Genomic DNA, 22,854 nt, shown 5'->3' on the forward strand with positions numbered 1-22,854 from the left:
ACGCCCGCCTCCCGGTGCAGCTGGTCAGACGCCTGCCGCCGCGGCGGTCAGCTCCGACGACGGCCGACCGAGCAGCTGCCTGCACTGCCGCAGGCCACGCGCGCTGTTCCAGCCCAGCCCGCCGACGAGGACACCGTCGCGGTGGTACGCGGCGACGAACACCCGGTCCGCGGTGGAACCGCTGATGATCTCCGTCCTCGCGTCGGGCGGGCACCAGCCGACTGTCTGGATCTTCTCCCCGAACTGATGCGTCCAGCCGAAGGGCACGGGGGTGTACGGCTTCGCTCCCGTTTCACCCGCCAGCAGGTTGGCGGCGACCGCCATGGCCTGCTGGGCGGCGTTGGTCCGCTGTTCGAGCCTGACCCGGGCACCGGCGACCATCGGGTGGGGCCAGTTGGCGACGTCTCCCGCCGCCCACACCCCGGGGGCGGCCCGGCAGTAGGCGTCGCACAGGACCCCGTCACCCAGGGGCAGTCCGGAATCGGCGAGCCAGTCCACGGCGGGCACGGAGCCGATCGCGACGACGACCAGATCCGCGTCGACGACGGCGCCGTCCGACAGCATGACGCCGCGGACACGCGTGCCGTCCCGGGCCATTCCCACGACATCGGCGCCGAGCACGAGCCGTACTCCGTTGTCACGGTGCAGGCCGGCCACGAGCCCGCCGATCTCGGCACCGACCTGGCGAGCGAGCGGCTGGTCGTTCGTGTCGATCAGTGTGACGCCGAGTCCGGCACCGCGCGCCGTGGCGGCGACCTCCGCACCGAGGAACCCCGCCCCGATCACCGCCACCTCGGGCCGCCCCGCCCCAAGTGCCTCGCGCAGCCGGACCGCGTCGTCCAGCGACCGCAGGACGTGGACGCCTTGCAATCCGTCCCCGCAGGGAAGCCTGCGCGGCCGGAGACCGGTCGCGATGACCGCCGCGTCGTAGGGCAGCCTCTCGCCGGTGGACAGGGCGATGGTGCGGGCGCCCTGGTCGAGGCCGATGGCCCGGCAGCCGAGACGCAGATCGACATCGAGGGCCGCCAGCACGTCTTCCTTGCGCAACCAGGTGTCCGAGGGCTCCCAGCTCTCGCCCAGCAACTCCTTGGAGAGGGGCGGACGGTCGTACGGCGGATGGCGTTCGTCGCCGACGAGCGTCAGCCTGCCCTCGTACCCCTTGGCCCGCAGCGTCTCCACCGCGGTCAGTCCTGCGGCCGCCGCGCCCACGACGACTATCCGGTTCAGCACACTCGCTCCTCGTCTCCGGTCGGTGCTCACGCGAGCGCCCGGTGCGGCTCCCGGCAGGGCCTGCCGGGAGCGGCCCTACGCCTCGCCGTCGAGAATGTCGAACAGCTCGTCCGCGGTGGCCGCGCTGAGGTCATCCGCGGGAACGTCCTCGCCGAAGAGGGTCCGGCGCAGGTGCGCGGCCAGCTCGGCGGCCGAGGGATAGTCGAAGATCAGCGTCGGCGCCAGCCGGCAACCGGTCACCTCGCTCAGGCGGTTCCTGAGTTCCAGAGCCGTCAGGGAGTCGAATCCGATGTCGAGGAATCCGCGCTCTGCCGGGACGGCCTCGGCGCCCGAGTGCCCCAGAACGGCGGCGGCGTGACCGCGCACCAGGTCCAGCAGGGCCCGTTCACGGTCCTCTGCGCCGAGGTCGGCGAGGCGTGCCACCAATGCGGCGGGATCGGCGCTCTTCGTGCGGCTCCGGACCACGGGACCGGCCTCGGTGAGGACCATGTCCCGCAGAAGGGGGTGCAACGCACCCGGCTTCGCGTTCAGGGTCGGTACGTCGACTGCGAGCGGCACCAGTGCCGGCAGCCCGGAGCGCAGACCGGCGTCGAACAGCCGGAGCGCGTCGGCCGGGGCGAGAGCGGGCAGACCCCGTGCGGCCATGAGACGGGCGTCGTCCTCGATGGCTTCGGTCAGGCCCGTGGCGACGTCCCACAGCCCGTACGCCAGCGAAGTGGCCGGCAGCCCCTCCGCCCGACGCTGCACCGCCAGCGCATCCAGGAACACATTCGCCGCCGCATAATTCGCCTGCCCCGCCGCCAGCACCGAACCACCCGCCGACGAGAACAACACAAAGAACGCCAAATCCAGCTCACGCGTCAGCTCATGCAAATACCAAGCACCATCCGCCTTCGCACCCAACGCCCGATCCAGCCGGGCCCCATCCATCGACCCCACCAAACCGTTGTCACCCGCACCCGCCGCATGCACCACACCCACCAGACCAGCACCCACACCCTCCACCAGACCAGCCACCGCAGCCCGATCCGACACATCACACGCCACCACCGACACCTCAGCACCCAACCCACGCAACACCTCACACAACTCCCCCACCCCCGGAGCCTCCGCACCACGCCGCCCCGCCAACACCAAACGCCGCACCCCATGCACCTCCACCAAATGCCGCGCCACCAAACCACCCAAACCCCCGGTCCCACCCGTCACCAACACCACCCCACCCGGCACCACCACCGGAAGACCACCACCGACCCCACCCACCTCAACCAACCGCGGAACCAACAACTCACCCCCACGCACAGCCACTTCCGACTCACCCGAACCAACCACCGCATCCGCAACATCAGCGAACGAACCACCCACAGAATCCACATCCACCAACACAAACCGACCCGGATTCTCCGCCTCCGCCGCCCGCACCAACCCCCACACCGGCGCCCCACACACATCAACACCCACATCCCCAGGCAACGAGACCGCACCCCGCGTCACCACCACCAACCGACCAGCCTCATCACCCTCCAACCAGCCCTGAACCGCCTCAAGCACCCCACCCAACACCGACCGCACACCCACCACCGGATCCACACCCACCAACACCGGCACCTCAAACACCCCACCCACAACACCCGAAACAGCAGCGCCGGCACCCACCAACGGCCGCCACACCACCTCATGCAACCCACCACCCCCACCCGACCCCACCAACTGCTCCACCGACACCGGACGGAACATGAGTCCGCCGATCGTGGCCACGGGCGCGCCGTCCTGGTCCGCCAGGCTCATCCTGAGGCTGCTGGCTCCCTGGGGCGACAGTCGCACGCGCAGCGAACGGGCGCCGGCGGCGTGCAGGGACACATTCGTCCAGGTGAAGGGAAGCTCGGTCGGCTCATCACCCGTGACGTCCTCGCCGACTCCCAGGGCATGCATGGTCGCGTCGAGCAGGGCGGGGTGGATACCGAACCGTTCGGCGTCCCCGTGCGCCTGCTCGGGCAGTTCGACCTCGGCGAAGACGTCGTCCCCGCGCCGCCAGACGGCTTTGAGTCCGCGGAATACGGGGCCGTAGACGTAACCCTGCTTGTGCAGCAGCTCGTAGGCATCGCTCGTCCGTACGGCTTTTGAGCCGGTCGGGGGCCAGTCGGTGAGGTCGAAGGTCGGCGCGGGTTCAGCCACACCCACAACACCCTCCGCATGCAACACCCACTCACCAACCGCACCCGCAGTCTCCCGACGCGAAAACACCCGCACCGAACGAGACCCCACCTCATCCGAACCACCCACCACCACCTGCAACGCCACACCACCACGCTCCGGAACAACCAACGGCGCCCGCAACGTCAACTCCTCCACCACCCCACAACCCACCTCATCCCCAGCCCGCACCACCAACTCCACAAACGCCGCCCCCGGCAACAACACCGACCCCAACACCACGTGATCCCCCAACCACCCCATCCCCTCCACCGACAAACGACCCGTCAACACCACACCACCACAATCCGGCAACGCCACCGCAGCACCCAACACCGGATGATCCACCACCACCTGCCCCAAACCACCCGCATCCCCACCACCCACACACTCCAACCAAAAACGCTCACGCTGGAAGGCATACGTCGGCAGATCAACACGACGCGCACCCGTCCCCTCGAAGAACCGGGCCCAGTCCACCAACACACCACTCACATGCAACTGCCCCAACGCGGTAACCGCCGAGGCCACCTCCGGACGCCCCTTACGCACCAACGGGACGAAGACCGTTGCCGCCAGCTCCGCGTCCACCGACTGCTGCGCCATCCCACACAGCACACCATCCGGACCCACCTCAACAAACGACGTCACACCACGCGACACCACAAACGACACCGCATCCGCGAACCGCACCGCCTCCCGCACATGCCGCACCCAGTACTCCGCCGAACCCCAGTCCTCCGCCAAATCCCCCGACACACCCGACACCACGGGAATCGACGGTGCACCGAACGACAACCCGGACACCACCGCCCCGAACTCCGCCAACATCGGCTCCATCAACGGCGAATGGAACGCATGCGACACCCGCAACGCACTCGTCCTACGGCCCTCACCGGCGAACTTCCCCACCACATCGGCAACCGCCGACTCCACCCCCGACACCACAACAGACCGAGGCCCGTTCACCGCGGCAATCCCCACCTCAGCGTTCAGCAACGGAAGGACCTCCGCCTCCGACGCCTCAACCGCCACCATCGACCCACCAGCCGGCAACCCCTGCATCAACCGACCACGCGCGACGACCAGTTCCGCCGCATCACCGAGCGACAGGGCGCCGGACACATGCGCGGCCGCGATCTCACCCACCGAATGACCCACCAGGAAGTCCGGACGCACCCCCCACGACTCCACCAGCCGGAACAACGCCGTCTCCACCGCGAACAACCCGGCCTGAGCAAACATCGTCCCGTTCAGCAGACCCGCATCCTCACCCCACACCACCTCACGGAGTGAACGCCCCAGCCGGGCGTCCAGTTCGCCCACGACCGCGTCAAACGCCGCCGCGAACACCGGAAACGCCTCATACAACTCCCGACCCATCCCCAACCGCTGCGCACCCTGACCCGTGAACAGGAAGGCCGTGGCACCGGCCTGCCGGGCCGAGCCCCGCACCACCGAAGACGACAGCTCGCCCTCCGCCAGCGCCGTCAGACCCCGCACCAGCTCCTCACGATCCGACGCCGCCACCACCGCACGATGCTCCAACACCCCACGCGACACCACCGACGAAAAACCCACATCCAACAACGACGCAGAGGGCTCTTCCGCCATCCGTGCCAGCAACCGCGTGGCCTGGCCAAAAATGCCGCTCTCGTTCTGCGCCGACAGCACGACGGGGACGACGGGGAGTCCGGTCACCGCTTCGGGCTCCGGCTCGTCCGTCACCGGGGCCTGTTCCACGATCACGTGCGCGTTCGTCCCGCTCAGACCGAACGACGACACACCAGCACGCCTGGGACGATCCCGCTCCGGCCACGCCCGCGACTCCGTCAACAACTCCACCGCACCCGCATCCCAGTCCACGTGCGGCGAACGCGTCTGTGAATGGAGGGACTTCGGCAGTATCCCGTGACGGATGGCCTGCACCGCCTTGATCACGCCACCGACACCGGCCGCGGCCTGGGTGTGGCCCAGGTTCGACTTCAACGAACCCAGCCAGATCGGATCGCCCTCAGGGCGGCCCTTGCCGTACGTCGCCAGCAGCGCCTGCGCCTCGATCGGGTCGCCCAGCCGGGTGCCCGTGCCGTGCGCCTCCACCAGATCCACGTCCGTGGTCGTGATCCCGGCGTTCTCCAGCGCCGCACGGATCACGCGCTGCTGCGACGGACCGTTCGGGGTGGTCATCCCGCTCGACGCGCCGTCCTGGTTGATGGCGCTTCCGCGGATCACCGCGAGCACCGGATGCCCGTTCCGGCGGGCGTCCGAGAGACGTTCGACCATGAGGACTCCGACGCCCTCCGAGCAGCCGGTGCCGTCGGCGTCGGCCGCGAAGGACTTACAGCGGCCGTCCGCCGCCATGCCTCGCTGGTGGCTGAAGTAGAGGAACATGTCCGGCGTCGTCATCACCGTCACGCCACCCACCAGCGCCATCGAGCAGTCGCCCCGCCGCAGCGCCTGGCCGGCCCAGTGGAGGGCGACGAGGGAAGAGGAGCAGGCGGTGTCGACGGTGACCGCGGGGCCTTCGAGACCCAGGGTGAAGGCGACCCGGCCGGTGACCAGGCTGCCGTCGCTCGTGCCCGGCCCGTAGTCGTGGTACATGACGCCGGCGAAGACGCCGGTGCGGCTGCCCTTCAGGGAGAGGGGATCGATCCCCGCACTCTCCACCGCCTCCCAGGACGCCTCCAGCAACAACCGCTGCTGCGGATCCATCCCCAACGCCTCACGCGGCGAGATCCCGAACACCCCGGCATCGAAATCAGCCGCGTCGTACAGGAAACCACCCTCACGCGTCACCGTACGATTCGGCTTCCCCGGCTCCGGATCGTAAAGCCCCTCGACATCCCACCCACGGTCCACCGGAAACGCCGACACACCGTCCCGGCCCTCCACCACCAGATCCCACAACTCATCCGGAGAACCCACCCCACCCGGATAACGACACGCCATACCCACGATCGCAATCGGCTCGGTGGCGTCGCCGGTGAGGCGGTCGTTGGCCGCGCGGAGACGTTCGTTCTCAACCATGGTGGTGCGGAGGGCCGCGACCAGCTGCTCTACAGATGTTTCCATGATGTCCTCAGCCCTCGCTCGGGTTCCGGGTCGGGTCGGCGGACGCGAGCGCGGCGCGCACCAGGTCGTCGACGTCCATGGTCCTGATCGCTTCGCCGGCCTGTGCGGTCTCGCCCTGCGGGGTGCGCGGGCCGGATTCAGTGGTGGGTGCGGGTGCCGCGGGTCGGGCGGCCAGGTTCAGCAGCGCGTCCAGCAGGCCGGACTCCCTCAGTGCGTCGACCGGGATGTCCGCGAGCGTCTGCCGGATGGACGCGTCGGTCTCCGCGGCCCCCGGCCCGCTCTGCGCGGGGGCGGTGTCGGCGGGTTCGTCGGGGGTGTTCTCATCGAGTCCCGGCGGGAGTTCGTCGAGGAGGAAGTCGGCCAGCACCGCGGGGCTGGGGTAGTCGAACATGAGGGTGGCCGGCAGTCGGAGTCCGGTGGCCTTCTGGAGCCGGTTGCGGAGATCGATGGCGGCGAGCGAGTCGAGGCCGAGCTCGGTGAAGCCCTTGGAGACGTCGATGGTGGTGGGGACGCTGTGGCTGACTCCGGCGACCTGCTCGCGTACGACGTCGAGTACCGTGCGGCGGCGTTCGGCCGCCTTCATACCGGACAGCCTCTGCTCCAGGGTGAGTTCGGCAGCGGGCGCGGCCATCGCGGTGACGGCGGGTGCCCGTACCTCCTTGCGGGCGGCGGGCCGTTCCGGTGCGCCGAGCACGTCCTTCAGCAGGTGCGGCGGTTCGGTCGTGGCCTGGCGGTCGCGTTCCACCCGGATCGGCACGAGTACCGGCCGGTCGATCTCCAGGGCCTCGTCGAGGAGGGCGAGGCCCTCGGCCGTCGGCAGCGCCGGCATGCCCATGGTGCGCATGCGCCGCAGGTCGGCGTGGGTGACGCCGCCCCCGAGACCGGTCCTGGTCTCCCAGAGGCCGAACGCCAGGGACGTCGCCGGGAGTCCGGCCGCCCGTCGGTGGGTGGCGAGGGCGTCCAGGAAGCGGTTGGCGGCGGCGTAGTTGCCCTGGCCGATGCCGACGACGAGTCCGGCGCAGGAGGAGAAGAGGACGAACGCCTTCAGGTCCAGACCGCGGGTCGCCTCGTGCAGGTTCCAGGCCGCGTCCACCTTGGGCCGCATCACCGTGTCGACCTGTGCGGGGGTGAGAGCTGCCAGCAGGGCGTTGTCCATGACCGCGGCCGCGTGGACCACCGCCGTCAGCGGATGTGCGGCGGGTATCGCGGTCAGCATGGCGTCGACCGCCGCACGGTCGGACGTGTCGCAGGCCGCGAGGGTGACGCGGGCGCCGAGTCCGTGCAGGGCGTCACGGAGTTCGGTGGCGCCGGGTGCATCCTGGCCCCGTCGCCCGGCGAGCAGGAGGTGGCGCACGCCGTGCCGTTCGACCAGGTGGCGGGCGACGACGGCACCGAGGCCGCTGGTGCCTCCGGTGATCAGCACGGTTCCCTCGGCGTCCCAGGGCAGGGCCGACGAAGGCGTCTTCGCCGGAACCCTGGCCAGTCGGGGTATCCGCACCTCGGCGCCGCGCAGGATCGCCTCGGGTTCGCCGGACGCGGCCACGGCGGGCAGTGACTCGCGGGCCGTGGGGGTGCCGTCGGTGTCGACGAGGACGAACCGGCCGGGGTACTCCTCCTGGGCTGCCCGTATCAGTCCCCATACCGGTGCCTGGACGAGGTCCACGGCGGTGTCGGCCTCCTCGACGGGAAGGGCGTCACGGGTGACCACCATGAGGCGGGACCGGGCGTACCGCTCGTCCGCCAGCCAGGACTGGAGCGTGTCGAGGACCTGGCCGGTGACGGAGCGGACGGCCGCCGGGATGTCGTCGTGATCCGTGGCCCGGGGTACGGGCAGGAGGACGACGTCGGGGGCCGGGGCGCCGTCCGTCAGCGCGGCGCCGAGTGCGGAGAGGTCGCTGTAGGCAGTGCCGGGGCCGGCGGCGGGAGTGCCGCCGAGCACGGCCCAGCGGTCCGTGGCCGCGGCGACGGCCGCGCCGAGAGGCAGTTGCTGGGTGACCAGCTGGAAGACGGCCTCGTGTTCGCCGCCTCCCGCCGCGGCGGCCGCGTTGACCTTGGCCGCGGTGACGGGGCGGACCACGAGCGAGTCGATCGTGGCGACCGGGGTGCCCGTGGGGTCGGTGAGTTCGAGTCGTACCGCGTCGGACCCCTGTGACCGGTGGGATTCGACGGCGGTGATACGCACCCGCAGCCGCGAGGACCCGGCGGCGTGCAGGGTGACGCCGGACCAGGCGAACGGCAGCTGGGTGCCGCCGACGTCCTGGGGGCGGCGGCCGTCCATGAAGTCGGTGGCGCTCAGCGCCGCGTCGAGGATGGAGGGGTGGAGCCGGAATTCCTTGCCGACGTCCAGGGAGTCCTCCGGCAGGGACACCTCCGCGAACGTCTCCTTGCCCCGGGACCAGATGCCGCGCAGGCCCCGGAACATGGGCCCGTAGCCGTAGCCCTGGCCGGTGAGGTAGTCGTACACACCGGAGATGTCGACCTCGGTCGCGCCCGTGGGCGGCCAGTCGGCCGGGGCGGGGGCGAAGGTGCCGGCAGGCGGCGTCTGTCCGGTCCCCGGGGCGAGTACGCCGCTGGCGTGCTTGCTCCAGGGGGTGCCGGCCGGGGCGTCGTCGGCCCGGGAGTAGACGGCGAGTGAGCAGCGTCCGCCCGCGTCCGGGGCGTCGACGACGACCTGGACGGCGAGTCCGCCGTGGGGCGGGAGCGGCATCAGTGCCTCGATGGTGAGTTCCTCCACCACCTCGCAGCCGACCTCCTCACCGGCCCGGATGGCGAGTTCGATGTAGCCGGTGCCGGGCAGCAGCACGGTTCCGAGGACGTCGTGGTCGGCGAGCCAGGGGTGGGTGCGGACGGAGAGGCGCCCGGTGAGCACGACGCCGCCGGCCTCCGGGGAGGCGACCACGGCGCTGAGCAGCGGATGCGCGGCCGCGGTCTGGCCGAGGCCGGTCACATCACCGCCGACCGGATCGGGGGCGTCGAGCCAGTACGTGGTCCGGCCGAAGGCGTACGTGGGCAGTTCGACCCTGCGGGCACCGCGACCGTCGAGGACGTCCGGCCAGCCGACTCGGGGTCCGGCGACGTGCAGCCGGGCGAGGGCGGTGAGCAGGGTGGACACCTCGGGCCGGCCCTTGCGCAGGACGGGCACGGTGAGGGTGTCGGACGTGACCGGTGCGACGGCCTCGGTGAGTGCGGAGAGCACTGCGTCCGGGCCGAGTTCCACGAAGCGGGTGACGCCGTGGTCCGCGAGGTGGGCGATGCCGTCGGCGAACCGGACGGCCTCGCGGACGTGGCGCACCCAGTACTCGGGCGAGGTCAGTTGCTCCGTGGTCGCCTCGGTTCCGGTCACGTGGGACACGACGCGTATCGAGGGTGCGGCGTACGAGAGTGTCTCGGCGACCTTTCGGAAGGCGTCGAGCATGGGCTCCATGAGCGGTGAGTGGAAGGCATGCGACACCGCCAGCCGCTTCGTCCGGCGGCCCAGTGCGGTGAAGTGCTCCGCGATCGCGAGGGTCTCCTTCTCCGCGCCCGACACCACCACGGCCGATGGACCGTTCACCGCCGCCAGCCCCACGTCGCCGCTCAGCAGCGGAAGCACTTCCGCCTCCGACGCGGCCACCGCGACCATCACTCCGCCGGAGGGCAGTGCCTGCATCAACCGACCGCGCGCGACCACGAGTTCGGCTGCGTCCGTCAGCGGCAGCACACCCGCCACATGCGCGGCGGCGATCTCACCGATCGAGTGCCCCGCCACCACATCGGCCCGTATGCCCCACGACTCCACCAGGCGGAACAGCGCCGTCTCGACCGCGAACAGTCCCGCCTGGGCGAACATCGTCCCGTTCAACAGGCCGGCGTCCTCACCCCACACCACCTCACGCAACGAACGGCCCAGCCGGGCATCCAGTTCGGAGACCACCGCGTCGAACGCCTCGGCGAACACCGGGAACGCCTCGTACAGCTCCCGGCCCATGCCGAGCCGCTGCGCGCCCTGACCCGTGAACAGGAACGCCGTCAGACCCTCGGCGGAGGAACCGGCCGAGGTGACGACATCCGCACTCTCGTGACCGGCCACCAGATCGGACAGCGCACGCACCGCCGCCTCGCGATCCGCGGCCAGCACCACCGCACGGTGATCCAGCACCGCGCGCGTCGTCGCCAGCGAGTGCCCCAGGTCCATCAGCGACTCGTCCGGGTGCGCCTCCACATGGGCGAGGAGGCGGCCCGCCTGCTCCGTGAGCGCCGTGGCGCTCCGTGCGGACAGCGGGAGCGGTACGACGGGCAGCGGTCCGGCGGGGACAGTGGTGCCGTCCGGTCCGGCCTCCTCGGCCGCCGGTGCCTCCTCGATGATGACGTGGGCGTTGGTGCCGCTGAGCCCGAAGGAGGAGACTCCTGCGCGTCGGGGCCGGTCCTGCGCCTCCCAGGCGACCGGCTCGGTCAGCAGCCGTACGCCGCCGGCCTCCCAGTCCACCTGCGGGGACGGCTCGTCGACGTGCAGGGTCCGGGGCAGCAGTCCGTTGCGCAGCGCCATCACCATCTTGATGACTCCGCTGACACCGGCGGCGGCCTGGGCGTGCCCGATGTTCGACTTGACGGAGCCGAGCCAGAGCGGGCGGTCCGCGGGACGGTCCTGGCCGTACGTGGCCAGCAGGGCCTGCGCCTCGATCGGGTCGCCCAGCCGGGTGCCCGTGCCGTGTCCCTCCACGGCGTCCACGTCGGAGGGGGCGAGGCCCGCCGCCGACAGGGCCTTGCGGATGACGCGTTGCTGGGAGGGGCCGTTGGGGGCGGTCAGTCCGTTGGAGGCGCCGTCCTGGTTGATGGCGCTTCCCCGGACCACGGCGAGGACGGGGTGCCCGTTGCGGCGGGCGTCGGAGAGGCGCTCCACCAGCAGGAGGCCGACGCCTTCGGCCCAGCTCGTGCCGTCCGCCGCGCCCGCGAACGCCTTGGAGCGTCCGTCGGCCGCGAGGCCGCGCTGCCGGCTGAAGTCGACGAAGATCTCCGGGGTCGGCATGACGGTGACGCCGCCTGCCAGGGCGAGGTCGATCTCGCCGGCGCGCAGTGCCTGGCAGGCCATGTGAAGGCTGACCAGGGAGGAGGAGCATGCGGTGTCGACCGTGACGGCGGGCCCTTCGAGGCCCAGTGCGTAGGCGACACGGCCGGAGGCGATACTGCCCGCGCTGCCGTTGCCGAGGTATCCGGCCAGGTCGTCGGGGACGTCGGTGACCCGGCTGCCGTACTCGTGGTACATCACACCGGCGTACACGCCCGTCTGGCTGCCGCGCAGTGTCTCCGGGTCGATGCCGGCGCGTTCGAAGGTCTCCCAGGCCGACTGGAGCAGCAGCCGCTGCTGCGGGTCCATCGCCAGGGCTTCGCGGGGCATGATGCCGAAGAACTCGGGGTCGAACTCCGCCGCGTCGTAGAGGAATCCGCCTTCGCGCACGTAGGTGCGGCCGGGGAGACCGGGCTCGGGGTCGTAGAGGGCGTCGGCGTCCCAGCCGCGGTCGGCGGGGAAGTCGCCGATGGCGTCGACGCCGTCGGCGACGAGGTCCCACAGGGCCTCCGGGGAGCGCACGCCTCCGGGGAAGCGGCAGCTGATCGCCACCACCGCGATCGGGTCGTCGTCCAGGGCCGCGTGCGGGGCGGCGACGGGGGCCGTCGTGGTGGTCGTGCCAGTGAGCAGGGTGTCGAGGTATCCGGCAACCGCACGGGAGTTGGGATAGTCGAAGACCAGCGTCGCCGGCAGTCGCAGCCCGGTGGAACCGGCCAGCAGGTTGCGCAGCTCCACTGCGGCCAGGGAGTCGAACCCCTGGTCGCGGAAGGCGGTGTCGGGTCCGACCGCCTCGGCGGAGGGCTGGCCGAGGACGGAGGCCACCTGGGTGCGGACCGTGTCGAGCAGGATGCGGGCCCTCTCGTCCGGGGTCGTCGCACCGGCCAGGCGGCGGTCGAGGGAGGAGGCGGCGGTGGCCGCCGCCCGGACGGTCCGGCGGGCGGGAGCGCGGCCGCGGACGCGCAGCAGTGCGGGCACCTCGTCGCTGCGGGCGGCGAGCGCGGCCGCGTCGATGGTGAGGGGGACGACGACGGGGTCCTCGGTGACGAGGGCGGCGTCGAAGAGCTCAAGGCCACGGTCGGCGTCGAGAGCCGGCAGGCCGAGGCGGCGCATCCGGTCCAGATCGGCTTCGGTGAGGTCGCCGCCGAGTCCGGTGCTGACGTCCCACATGCCGAAGGCGATCGATGTCGCGGGGAGGCCGGCCGCCGCGCGGTGGGTGGCAAGCGCGTCGAGGAAGACGTTGGCCGCCGCGTAGTCGGCCTGTCCGGCTGCCAGGACGAGGCCGCCGGCCGAGGAGAACATGACGAAAGCGGTGAGGTCGGTGTCCCTGGTCAGTTCGTGCAGGTGCCAGGCTCCTACCGCCTTGGGGCGGAGGACGGCGTCGAACCGATCGGGGGTGAGGCTGCCGATCAGGCCGCCGTCGGCGACCGCCGCCGCGTGGACGACGCCGCGCAGCGGGTGTGCGGCGTCGATCCCGGCGAGCAGGGCGGCCAGGGCGTCGCGGTCGGCCACATCGCAGGCGGCGATCCGGACCTGGGCGCCGAGGCCTGTCAGCTCGGTGGCCAGTGCCTCGGCACCGGGTGTGTCCCTCCCGCGCCGGCCGGCCAGGAGGAGGTGGCGCACGCCGTGCTCGGTGACGAGGTGGCGTGCGACGAGTGCGCCGAGGCCGCTGGTGCCTCCGGTGATCAGGACCGTGCCGTCGGTGTCCCACGGGGCGGGCCGTGCGGTCTCCGGGGCAGTGGCGCGTCCCAGCCGCGGTATCCACGACTCGCCGCCGCGCAGGGCGGATTCGGGCTCGCCGGACGCGATCACGGCGGTGAGAGCGGCCTGGGTCGCGCCGGACTCGTCCTCGATGTCGAGGAGGTGGAACCGGCCGGGGTTCTCGGCCTGTGCGGCGCGTACCAGTCCCCATACAGGGGCCTGGGCGGGGTCCACGTCCTCGCCGGGGAGCACGGGCACGGCGCGCCGGGTGACGACGACGAGGGGGGCGGTGCCCGCTTCGGGGTCGGCTAGCCGGTCTCGTATCTCACCGAGCACCTGCCGGGTGAGGGTGCGCACGGCGTCCGGGACGCTCTGGCCGTCGGGCGCCGCCGGGCAGTGCAGGACGGTGTGCGCGGGGGTGCGGCCGGGGTCCTCCGCGCCCGGCTCCGCCCGCTGCCAGACGATCCGGTGGAGGGCTGCGGACGGCGCCCCCGAGGCTGCCGCCAGCTGCTCCGGCGCGACGGGGCGGGAGACGAGCGACTCGACCGTGGCCACCGGTGCGCCGCTCTCGTCGGCGACCATGATGGCGGACACCTCGTCGCCGCGTATCCGCTGGATGTGGACGCGTAGCGAGGCGGTCCCGGCGGCGTGCAGGGTGACGCCGTTCCAGGAGAAGGGCAGCAGAGTGGCCGCGTCGTCGGCCGGGTCCGTCAGCAGGTCGGCGTGCATGGCCGCGTCGAGGAGGGCGGGGTGCAGGCCGAAGTCCGCCGCCTCGTCGCGGACCGGACCGTCGAGTGCGACCTCGGCGAACACGTCGTCGCCGCGCCGCCACGCCGCGCGCAGGCCCTGGAAGGCGGGGCCGTAGGCGTAGCCGCGCTCGCTCAGCCGCCCGTAGGCGGACTCGACGTCGACCGGGGTGGCGCCGGCCGGCGGCCACTGAGTGAGGTCGAAGGCGGCTTCGGGAGCTTCGCGGGTCAGGGTGCCGTGGGCATGCCGGGTCCACGGGGCGGCGGGGTCCGAGGACGCGCGCGAGTGGATGCCGACCGTGCGGGCCCCGGAGGGGTCCGGGGCGCCGACGACGACTCGCAGGGCGACGCCGCCCCGGGGCGGCAGTATCAGCGGGGCTTCGAGGAGCAGTTCCTCGATCCGGCCGCAGCCGACGTGGTCGCCCGCCCGGATCGCCAGCTCCACGAAACCGGTGCCCGGCAGCAGCACACTGCCCAGCACGCCGTGGTCCGCGAGCCACGGCTGGGTGCCGGTGGCGAGCCGCCCGGTGAGGACGACGCCCCCGTCGTCCGGCGTCGCCACGGCGGCGCTCAGCAGGGGGTGGGTGACCGCTTCCAGACCGGCCGCGTCGAGGTCGCCGGGGGCGGCGGCCAGGTCGAGCCAGTAGCGCTGGTGCTGGAAGGCGTAGGTGGGCAGGTCCGGACTCAGGCCGGTGCCGCGGGCGCCGAAGAAGGCGTTCCGGTCGACGGTGACACCGCGCGTATGGGCTCTGCCTGCGGCGGTCAGGAGTTCGCGTGCCTCGGGCCGGTTCCGTCGCAGCGCGGGGATGAACGCCGTCCCGTCCGTGTCCTGGACACAGTCCTGCGCCATGCCGCTGAGCACGGCGTCCGGGCCGATCTCGATGTACGAGGTGACGCCGCGGTCCTCCAGGAACCGGACCGCGTCCGCGAAACGCACCGCTTCACGGACGTGCCGCACCCAGTAGTCCGCGGTGCCCCATCCTTCCGCCAGGTCCCCGGACACACCCGACACCACCGGGATCGACGGTGCGCCGAACGACAGCCCGGCCACCGCGGCGCCGAATTCGGCCAGCATCGGTTCCATCAACGGCGAGTGGAAGGCGTGCGACACCCGCAGCGTGCTCGTCCTGCGGCCCTGGCCCTCGAACGTCGCCACGAGCCCGCGCACCGCCGCCTCCGTGCCGGAGACGACCACGGAACGCGGCCCGTTGACGGCCGCGACGCCCACCTCGGCGTTCAGCAGCGCAAGCACCTCGGCCTCCGTCGCCTCCACGGCCACCATCGACCCGCCGGCGGGCAACGCCTGCATCAGCCGTCCCCGAGCGACGACCAGTTCGGCCGCGTCGCCCAGGGGCAGGGCGCCGGACACGTGGGCGGCCGTGATCTCGCCGACCGAATGGCCCACCAGGAAGTCCGGACGCATGCCCCAGGACTCCAGCAGCCGGAACAGCGCGGTCTCCACCGCGAACAGACCGGCCTGGGCGAACATCGTCCCGTTCAGCAGACCCGCATCCTCACCCCACACCACCTCACGGAGTGAACGCCCCAGCCGGGCGTCCAGTTCGCCCACTACCTCATCGAACGCCGCCGCGAACACCGGATACGCCTCATACAACCCCCGGCCCATCCCCAGCCGCTGCGCACCCTGACCCGTGAACAGGAACGCGGCCCTGCCCTCGCTCACCGCGTCCCGTACCGTCCCGGCGCCGGAGGCCAACGCCTCCAGTGCGGCGACGAGTTCGGTGCGGTCGGCGCCGATCGCCACGGCCCGGTGGTCCAGGGCGGCGCGGGTCGTCGCGAGGGCGTGGCCCGTCGCGGCGAGGGTGTCGTCGGGGACGGACGCGAGGTGGTCGAGCAGCCGCGCCGCCTGGGCGTTCAACGCGTCCGGGGTCCTCGCCGAGAACGGCCAGGTGATCAGGCCGGGGGTGGGCGCGGCCGGCTCGGGCTCGTCCGGCGTGGTGGTGACGGCAGGCGGCTCCTCGATGATCACGTGGGCGTTGGTGCCGCTGATCCCGAACGACGACACCCCGGCGCGACGCGGACGGCCGTGCGCCGGCCAGGCGGTGGGCCCGGTCAGCAGCGCGACGGCGCCGGAGTCCCAGTCCACCTGCGGTGACGGCTCGTCGGCGTGCAGGGTCGCGGGCAGGGTGCCGTGACGCATCGCCTGCACCATCTTGATGATGCCCGCCACACCGGCCGCCGCCTGGGTGTGGCCCATGTTGGACTTGATGGAGCCGAGCAGCAGGGGGCGGCCGTCCGACGGGCGTTCCTGACCGTAGGTCTCCAGCAGCGCCTGGGCCTCGATCGGGTCGCCGAGAACGGTGCCGGTGCCATGGCCCTCGACGGCGTCGACGTCGGCCGGGGTCAGGCCCGCCACGCTCAACGCACGCCGGATGACGCGTTGTTGGGCCGGACCGTTGGGCGCGGTGAGGCCGTTGGAGGCTCCGTCGGAGTTGACGGCAGAGCCGCGGACGATGCCGAGGACCCGGTGGCCGTTGCGCTCGGCGTCCGAGAGCCGCTCCAGCAGGAGCATGCCGACGCCCTCGCCCCAGCCGGTGCCGTCGGCACCGCTGCCGAACGACTTGCACCGCCCGTCAGCCGCCAGGCCGCGCTGCCGGCTCATGTCGACGAAGGTGTCGGGGGTGGACATGACGGTGACACCGCCCGCGAGGGCGAGGCCGCAGTCGCCGCGGCGCAGGGCCTGGGCGGCCCAGTGCAGGGCGACGAGGGAGGAGGAGCAGGCGGTGTCGACGGTGACCGCGGGGCCTTCGACGCCCAAGGTGTAGGCGACCCGTCCGGACACCACGCTGGCGAGGCTTCCGTTGCCGTGGTAGCCGGCCACGTGCTCGGGCAGCGGGCCGAGCCGCAGTCCCCAGTCGTGGTACATCACGCCGACGAAGACACCGGTGTCGCTGCCGCGCAGGGTGTGCGGGTCGATGCCCGCGCGTTCGACGGTCTCCCAGGCGATCTCCAGCAGCAGTCGCTGCTGCGGGTCCATGGCCTGGGCCTCACGGGGGCTGATACCGAAGAACTCGGCGTCGAAGTCCGCCGCCCCGTAGAGGAATCCGCCCTGATCGGTGAGGCTCTTGCCCGGCGTGCCGGGCACGGTGTCGTGGATGTCGGTGGCCCAGCCGCGGTCGGCGGGGAACGCCGAGACGACATCGCGCCCCTCCTCGACGAGCTGCCACAGGTCCTCGGGCGAGGTCACTCCGCCGGGGTAGCGGCAGGCCATGGAGACGATGGCGATGGGGTCGTCGTCGGAGACGGTGGTGGCGGCCGGGACGGGCAGGCCGGCCTGCCGTTCCGCGTCGCCGCCGAGCCTGGAGGCCAGGTGGTCGGCGAGGGAACCGGGCGAGGGGTAGTCGAAGACGAGCGTGGCCGTCAGGGGCAGACCCGTGGCGGAGCCGAGGCGGTTGCGGAGTTCGACGGCCGCCAGCGAGTCGAAGCCCATTTCGTTGAAGGCCCGCGTGGTGACGACACGATCGGGTCCGTCGTGCCCGAGGACCGCGGCCACCTGGGTACGGACCAGATCGAGGAGGGCCTCGCCGCGCTGCGCACGGGTCAGGCCGGCCAGGCTGCGCGCGAGGGACTGCTCGACGCTGACCCCGCCCCCTCCCACGGCGCGGCGCGGCGCACGGACCAGGGCGCGGAGCAAGGGCGGGACGTCACCGCCGCGGGCGTTGAGCATGCGCAGGTTCAGCCGTACGGGCAGGACGGCCGGGTGGCCCGCGGTGGCCGCCGCACGGTCGAGCAGAGCGAGGTTCTCCGCGACGGACAGGGGCTGGAGGCCGAGGCGTTCGATGCGCCGCAGCGCGGCTTCGTCGAGGCTGCCGCCCATGCCGCCGGTGCCGGTCCACAGCCCCCAGGCGAGCGAGGTCGCGGGGAGTCCGAGGGCGGCGCGGTGGGTGGCGAGGGCGTCGAGGAAGACATTGGCGGCGGCGTAGTTGCCCTGTCCGGCGCCGTCCAGGACGGTGGCGGTGGAGGAGAACAGGACGAAGGCCGACAGGTCGCTGTCGCGGGTGAGTTCGTGCAGATTCCAGGCGCCGTCGGCCTTGGGCCGCAGGACGGTGTCCAGGCGGGCATCGTCAAGGGAGTCGGCCAGGCCGTCGTCCAGCACACCCGCCGCGTGCACCACGGCACTCAGCGGCAGCCCGTCCGGTACGGCGGCCAGGGCACCGGCCATCGCGTCGCGGTCGGCGGCGTCACAGGCGGCGATCACGACCTCGGCGCCCAGCGCGGTCAGCTCGGCCCGGAGCTCCTCGGCACCGGGGGCGTCCGCACCCCGGCGGCCGGTGAGCAGCAGTCCACGTACTCCGTGCGCCGCGACCAGGTGCCGGGCGACCGTGGCACCGACGCCGCCGGTGCCGCCGGTGATCAGGACGGTGCCGTCGGGGCGCCAGGGGGATACGGGGGCCGGTGCCTGTGTGGTGCGGGTCAGCCGCGGGACGTACAACAGGCCTTCGCGCAGCGCGATTTCGGGCTCGTCCGTGCCGGCGGTGAGGCGCAGCAGTTCGTCCGTGCCGAGGGAGCCGTCGGTGTCCAGCAGGAGGAATCGGCCGGGGTGTTCGGCCTGGGCCGAGCGCACCAGGCCCCAGACGGGCGCCTGGGCGAGTGCGGCCGGCTCCCCCGCGGCGGCGGCGACCGCGCCCCGGGTGAGGACGGTGAGCCGGGCGGTGGCGGACCGCTCGTCGGCGATCCAGTCCTGTACGGCCGTCAGCGTGGTTCCGAGGACGGTCCGGACGTCGGCGGCGATGTCGGGCCCTGCGGGTGCGGGGCAGGTGTGGACGGAGGCGTCGGGGTCCGGCCGGGTGGCGGCGGGTGCCGGCAGCGGGGTCCAGCGGACGTGGTGGAGCGCGTCGGGGTGGGCGGTGGCGGCCAGTTGGCCGGTCGCGACGGGCCTTACGAGGAACGAGTCGACGGAGGCCACCGGGGCGCCGGTGGCATCGGCCAGTTCGATGGCGACCTCGTCGGTGCCGGTGGCGGTGATGCGGGCCCGCAGCGTGGTGGCACCGGCCGCGTGCAGGGTGACTCCGGTCCAGGCGAAGGGCAGCAGGACGCGGTCGTCCGGGGTGTCGGTGGGTGCCACCGTGGCGAAGTCGGTGGCGTGCAGGACCGCGTCGAGGAGCGCGGGGTGGAGTCCGTAGGCGGAGACGGCGTCCCCGGCCGTGTCGGGCAGCCGGACCTCCGCGCACACCTCGCCCTGTCCGGTCCTCCAGACGGCTCGCAGCCCATGGAAGGCGGGGCCGTACCCGTAGCCCTGCGCGGCCAGGTCCGCGTAGAGGCCGCTGATGTCGATGGGCTCGGCGCCGGGGGGCGGCCAGGCGCCCGCCGCGAATTCCTCGGCCCGCTGCCCGGAGCGGTCCTGGGGGGCGAGGCGGCCGGTGGCGTGACGGATCCACGGGGCATCGGCGGGGGCGTCCTCGTCGCGGGAGTAGAAGGTGATGGCGCGAGGACCGGCGGGGTCGGGGGCGTCGACCACGATCTGGAGGGCGATGCCGCCCGTGGCGGGCAGGGTCAGCGGGGCCGCCATGACGAGCTCGTCCAGGTGTTCGCAGCCGGTCTGTTCACCGGCCCGGACCGCGAGGTCGACGAACGCGGTGCCGGGCAGCAGGACATGGCCGTCGATCACGTGGTCGGCGAGCCACGGGTGCGAGCGCAGGGAGACCCGTCCGGTGAGGACGGCGCCGCCGGTGTCCGCGAGCCCCACCACCGCGCCCAGCAGGGGGTGGTCGGCGGCCATCTGGCCGAGGTCGGTCGCGTCCTGGGCGGCGTCGGGGGCGCTCAGCCAGTACCGCTCTCGCTGGAAGGCGTACGTGGGCAGGTCGACGCGGCGGGCGCCGGTCCCGGCGAAGAAGGCCTGCCAGTCGACGCGGGCGCCACGTGTGTGGGCGACGGCCAGGGCGCCGAGCACCTGCTGCGGTTCGTCGTGCCCGCGTCGCAGGAGTGGCGCGAAGACGGCGGACGGGTCGGCGGCGGCACGGCCCATGGCGCAGAGCACCGGGTCGGGCCCGAGTTCGAGGAAGGTGGCGACGTCCCGTTCGGTGAGCGAGGCGACGGCGTCGTGGAAGCGTACGGGCGCGCAGATGTGCCGCACCCAGTGCTCGGGGTCGGTGAGTTCACCGGCGGTGGCGAGCCGGCCGGTGAGGGCGGAGACCACGGGCAGCTTGGGCGCGCGATAGGTGAGGATCCGGGCGACCTGCCGGAACTCTTCGAGCATCGGCGCCATGAGCGGGGAGTGGAACGCATGGCTGACCCGGAGCCGCTTGATGCGGTGGCCGTCGGCCTCCAGCCGCCCGGCGAGGGCGATGACGGTGTCCTCGTCGCCGGACAGGACGACCGAACGGGGGCCGTTGACCGCGGCGATGCTCACGGTGTCGCGGCAGTCGGCGAGAAGCGGCTCCACCGTCTCCTCGGCGGCCTCCACGGCGATCATGGCGCCGCCCTCGGGCAGTGCCTGCATCAGCCGGCCGCGTGCGGCGACGAGGGTGGCGGCGTCGTCGAGGGAGAGCACTCCGGCGACATGGGCGGCGGTCAGCTCACCGATGGAGTGCCCGGCCACGTAGTCGGGCTGGACGCCCCATGACTCCAGCAGCCTGAACAGTGCGACCTCGACGGCGAAGAGCGCCGCCTGGGCGTACATGGTGTGGTCCAGCAGGGCCGCCTCGGGGGTGTCCTCGTCGGCGAACAGGACGTCCCAGAGGGAGCGGTCGAGCTGGAGGTCGAGATAGCCGATGGCGTTGTCGAGGGCCTTGGCATAGACGGGGTAGGCCTCGTACAGACGGCGTCCCATGGCCAGGCGCTGGCTGCCCTGGCCGGTGAAGAGGAACGCGGTGGCGCCGCTCGCGGAGACCGAGCTGAACACTTCGGGGGTGTCGCGGCCGTCCGCCAGGGCACGCAGTCCGTCGAGGAGGCCCGCACGGTCCCCGGCGAGCACCACGGCACGGTGGGGCAGCGCGGAGCGGGTGGTCGCAAGGGAGTGGGCGAGGTCGAGCGGCCGGGCGCCCGGGGTGTTCTCGATGTGGGTCAGCAGGCGGCGTGCCTGGTCACGCAGGGCGGCGTCGCTCTTCGCGGAGAGAGCCGCCGGGAGCGGCCTGCCGTCCTCGTCCGGTGCGTCGGAGTCCGCGGCGTCGCCCTGCTCGTCCTGGGCCGGCGGCTCCTCGACGACGATGTGGGCGTTGGTGCCGCTGACGCCGAAGGAGGAGACGGCGGCCCGGCGGGGGCGCTCGCCCGGTTGCCACGGCACGGGTTCGGTCAGCAGCCGTACCTCTCCCGCCGACCAGTCGACGTTGGGCGAGGGCGCGTCCACGTGCAGCGTCGCGGGCAGCAGACCGTGACGCATCGCCATGATCATCTTGATCAGTCCGGCCGAGCCCGCCGCCGCCTGGGTGTGCCCGATGTTGGACTTCACCGAACCGAGCCAGGCCGGCCCCGCGGTGCGTTCCTGCCCATAGGTGGCGAGCAGCGCCTGGGCCTCGATGGGGTCGCCGAGCGTCGTGCCGGTGCCGTGCGCCTCGACGGCGTCGACCTCAGCCGCGGTGAGTCCGGCGTCCGCGAGTGCCTGGCGGATGACCTGGCGCTGGGCCCGGCCGCTCGGTGCGGTCAGGCCGTTGGACGCGCCGTCCTGGTTGATGGCCGTGCCGCGTACGACGGCGAGGACCGGGTGGTTGTTGGCCCGTGCGTCGGAGAGGCGTTCCAGGACGAACACACCGGCGCCTTCGGCGAACGCGGTGCCGTCCGCTGCGGCGGCGAACGCCTTGACCGTGCCGTCGGCCGCGAGACCGCGCTGTCGGCTGAACGCGGTGAACACGCCGGGGCTCCCCATGACGGCGACCCCGCCGGCCAGGGCGAGGGAGCACTCGCCGCGCCGCAGCGACTGGACGGCGAGGTGGATGCCGACCAGCGAGCCGGAGCAGGCGGTGTCGACGGTCAGCGCGGGGCCTTCCAGCCCGAGCGTGTAGGCGACCCGGCCGGACACCACGCTGGGTGCGTTGCCGCTGAGCAGATATCCGTCCAGGCCGTCCGGCGCCTCGTGCAGGCGCATCGCGTACTCCTGAGGCTCCGCGGCGACGAAGACGCCGGTCCGGCTGGAGCGCAGGGTCTGCGCGTCGATCCCGGCCCGTTCCACGGCTTCCCACATGGTCTCCAGCACGAGACGCTGCTGCGGGTCCATGGCCAGGGCTTCGCGGGGGCTGATGGAGAAGAACTCGGCGTCGAACTCGGCGGCGCCGGAGAGGAATCCGCCGTGCCGGGCGTAGGTGGTCCCAGGGGTCGTGGGGTCGTCGTCGAAGAGACGGCCGAGGTCCCAGCCCCGGTCGGCGGGGAAGTCGTCGCGGACGTGGGTGCCTTCGGCGACCAGCCGCCACAGGTCATCGGGCGACCACACGTCACCGGGGTAACGGCAGCCGATGCCGACGACCGCGATCGGATCGTCGGTGGCGTGGCCCGGCGCGACGACCGGGTCGGGCAGGTCGGGCAACCCCAGGGCCTCTGTGCGCAGATGAGCGGCGAGGGCGGCCGGTGAGGGGTGGTCGAAGACAACGGTAGGGGGCAGCGCGAGGCCGGTGGCCGCGATCAGCCGGGCGTGCAGGGCCACCAGTGCCACGGAGTCGAGCCCCAGCTCGCGGAAGGCGCGCGCCTGGTCCACGGTCTGCGGGGTGTCCGGCCGGGTCTGCCGCAGGACGGCCGCGGTGTTCTCGCGCACCAGGTCCAGCAGCACCCGGGTCTGTTCCGAGGTGGGGAGGGATTCCAGCTCACGCACGAGTGCGGCCTGCCGCTCTGTGCCCCCGTCCGGCACACCGTCGGTGCCAGAGACGAAGTTTCCCGACTCAGTCATCTGCACTCCACACAATTGTCGCCCGTCACCGGACGGAA

Annotated in this window: 2 protein-coding genes and 1 pseudogene; all 3 read right to left on the reverse strand. The window is 72.6% G+C overall.

Features of this window, described 5'->3' with window-relative positions; genetic code table 11:
- Window positions 1-24: 24 nt before the first annotated feature.
- Complete coding sequence (locus OG408_RS06270; RefSeq protein WP_326668756.1) at window positions 25-1,230, reverse strand: NAD(P)/FAD-dependent oxidoreductase; 1,206 nt, start codon at window positions 1,228-1,230, stop codon at window positions 25-27.
- Window positions 1,231-1,305: 75 nt separating this feature from the next.
- Window positions 1,306-6,480 (reverse strand): annotated as a pseudogene (locus tag OG408_RS06275) (type I polyketide synthase); the annotation flags it as partial.
- Window positions 6,481-6,502: 22 nt separating this feature from the next.
- Window positions 6,503-22,816 carry a type I polyketide synthase gene (locus tag OG408_RS06280; RefSeq protein WP_326668760.1) on the reverse strand — a complete coding sequence of 5,438 codons (16,314 nt, stop codon included), beginning with the start codon at window positions 22,814-22,816 and terminating at the stop codon, window positions 6,503-6,505.
- Window positions 22,817-22,854: the final 38 nt, after the last annotated feature.

This window comes from Streptomyces sp. NBC_01257 (assembly GCF_035917255.1).
Taxonomy (GTDB): Bacteria; Actinomycetota; Actinomycetes; order Streptomycetales; family Streptomycetaceae; genus Streptomyces.

Excerpts from the sequence above, each read along its gene's own strand:
- OG408_RS06280 (WP_326668760.1), bottom strand. The coding sequence starts at position 22,816 with ATGACTGAGTCGGGAAACTTCGTCTCTGGCACCGACGGTGTGCCGGAC.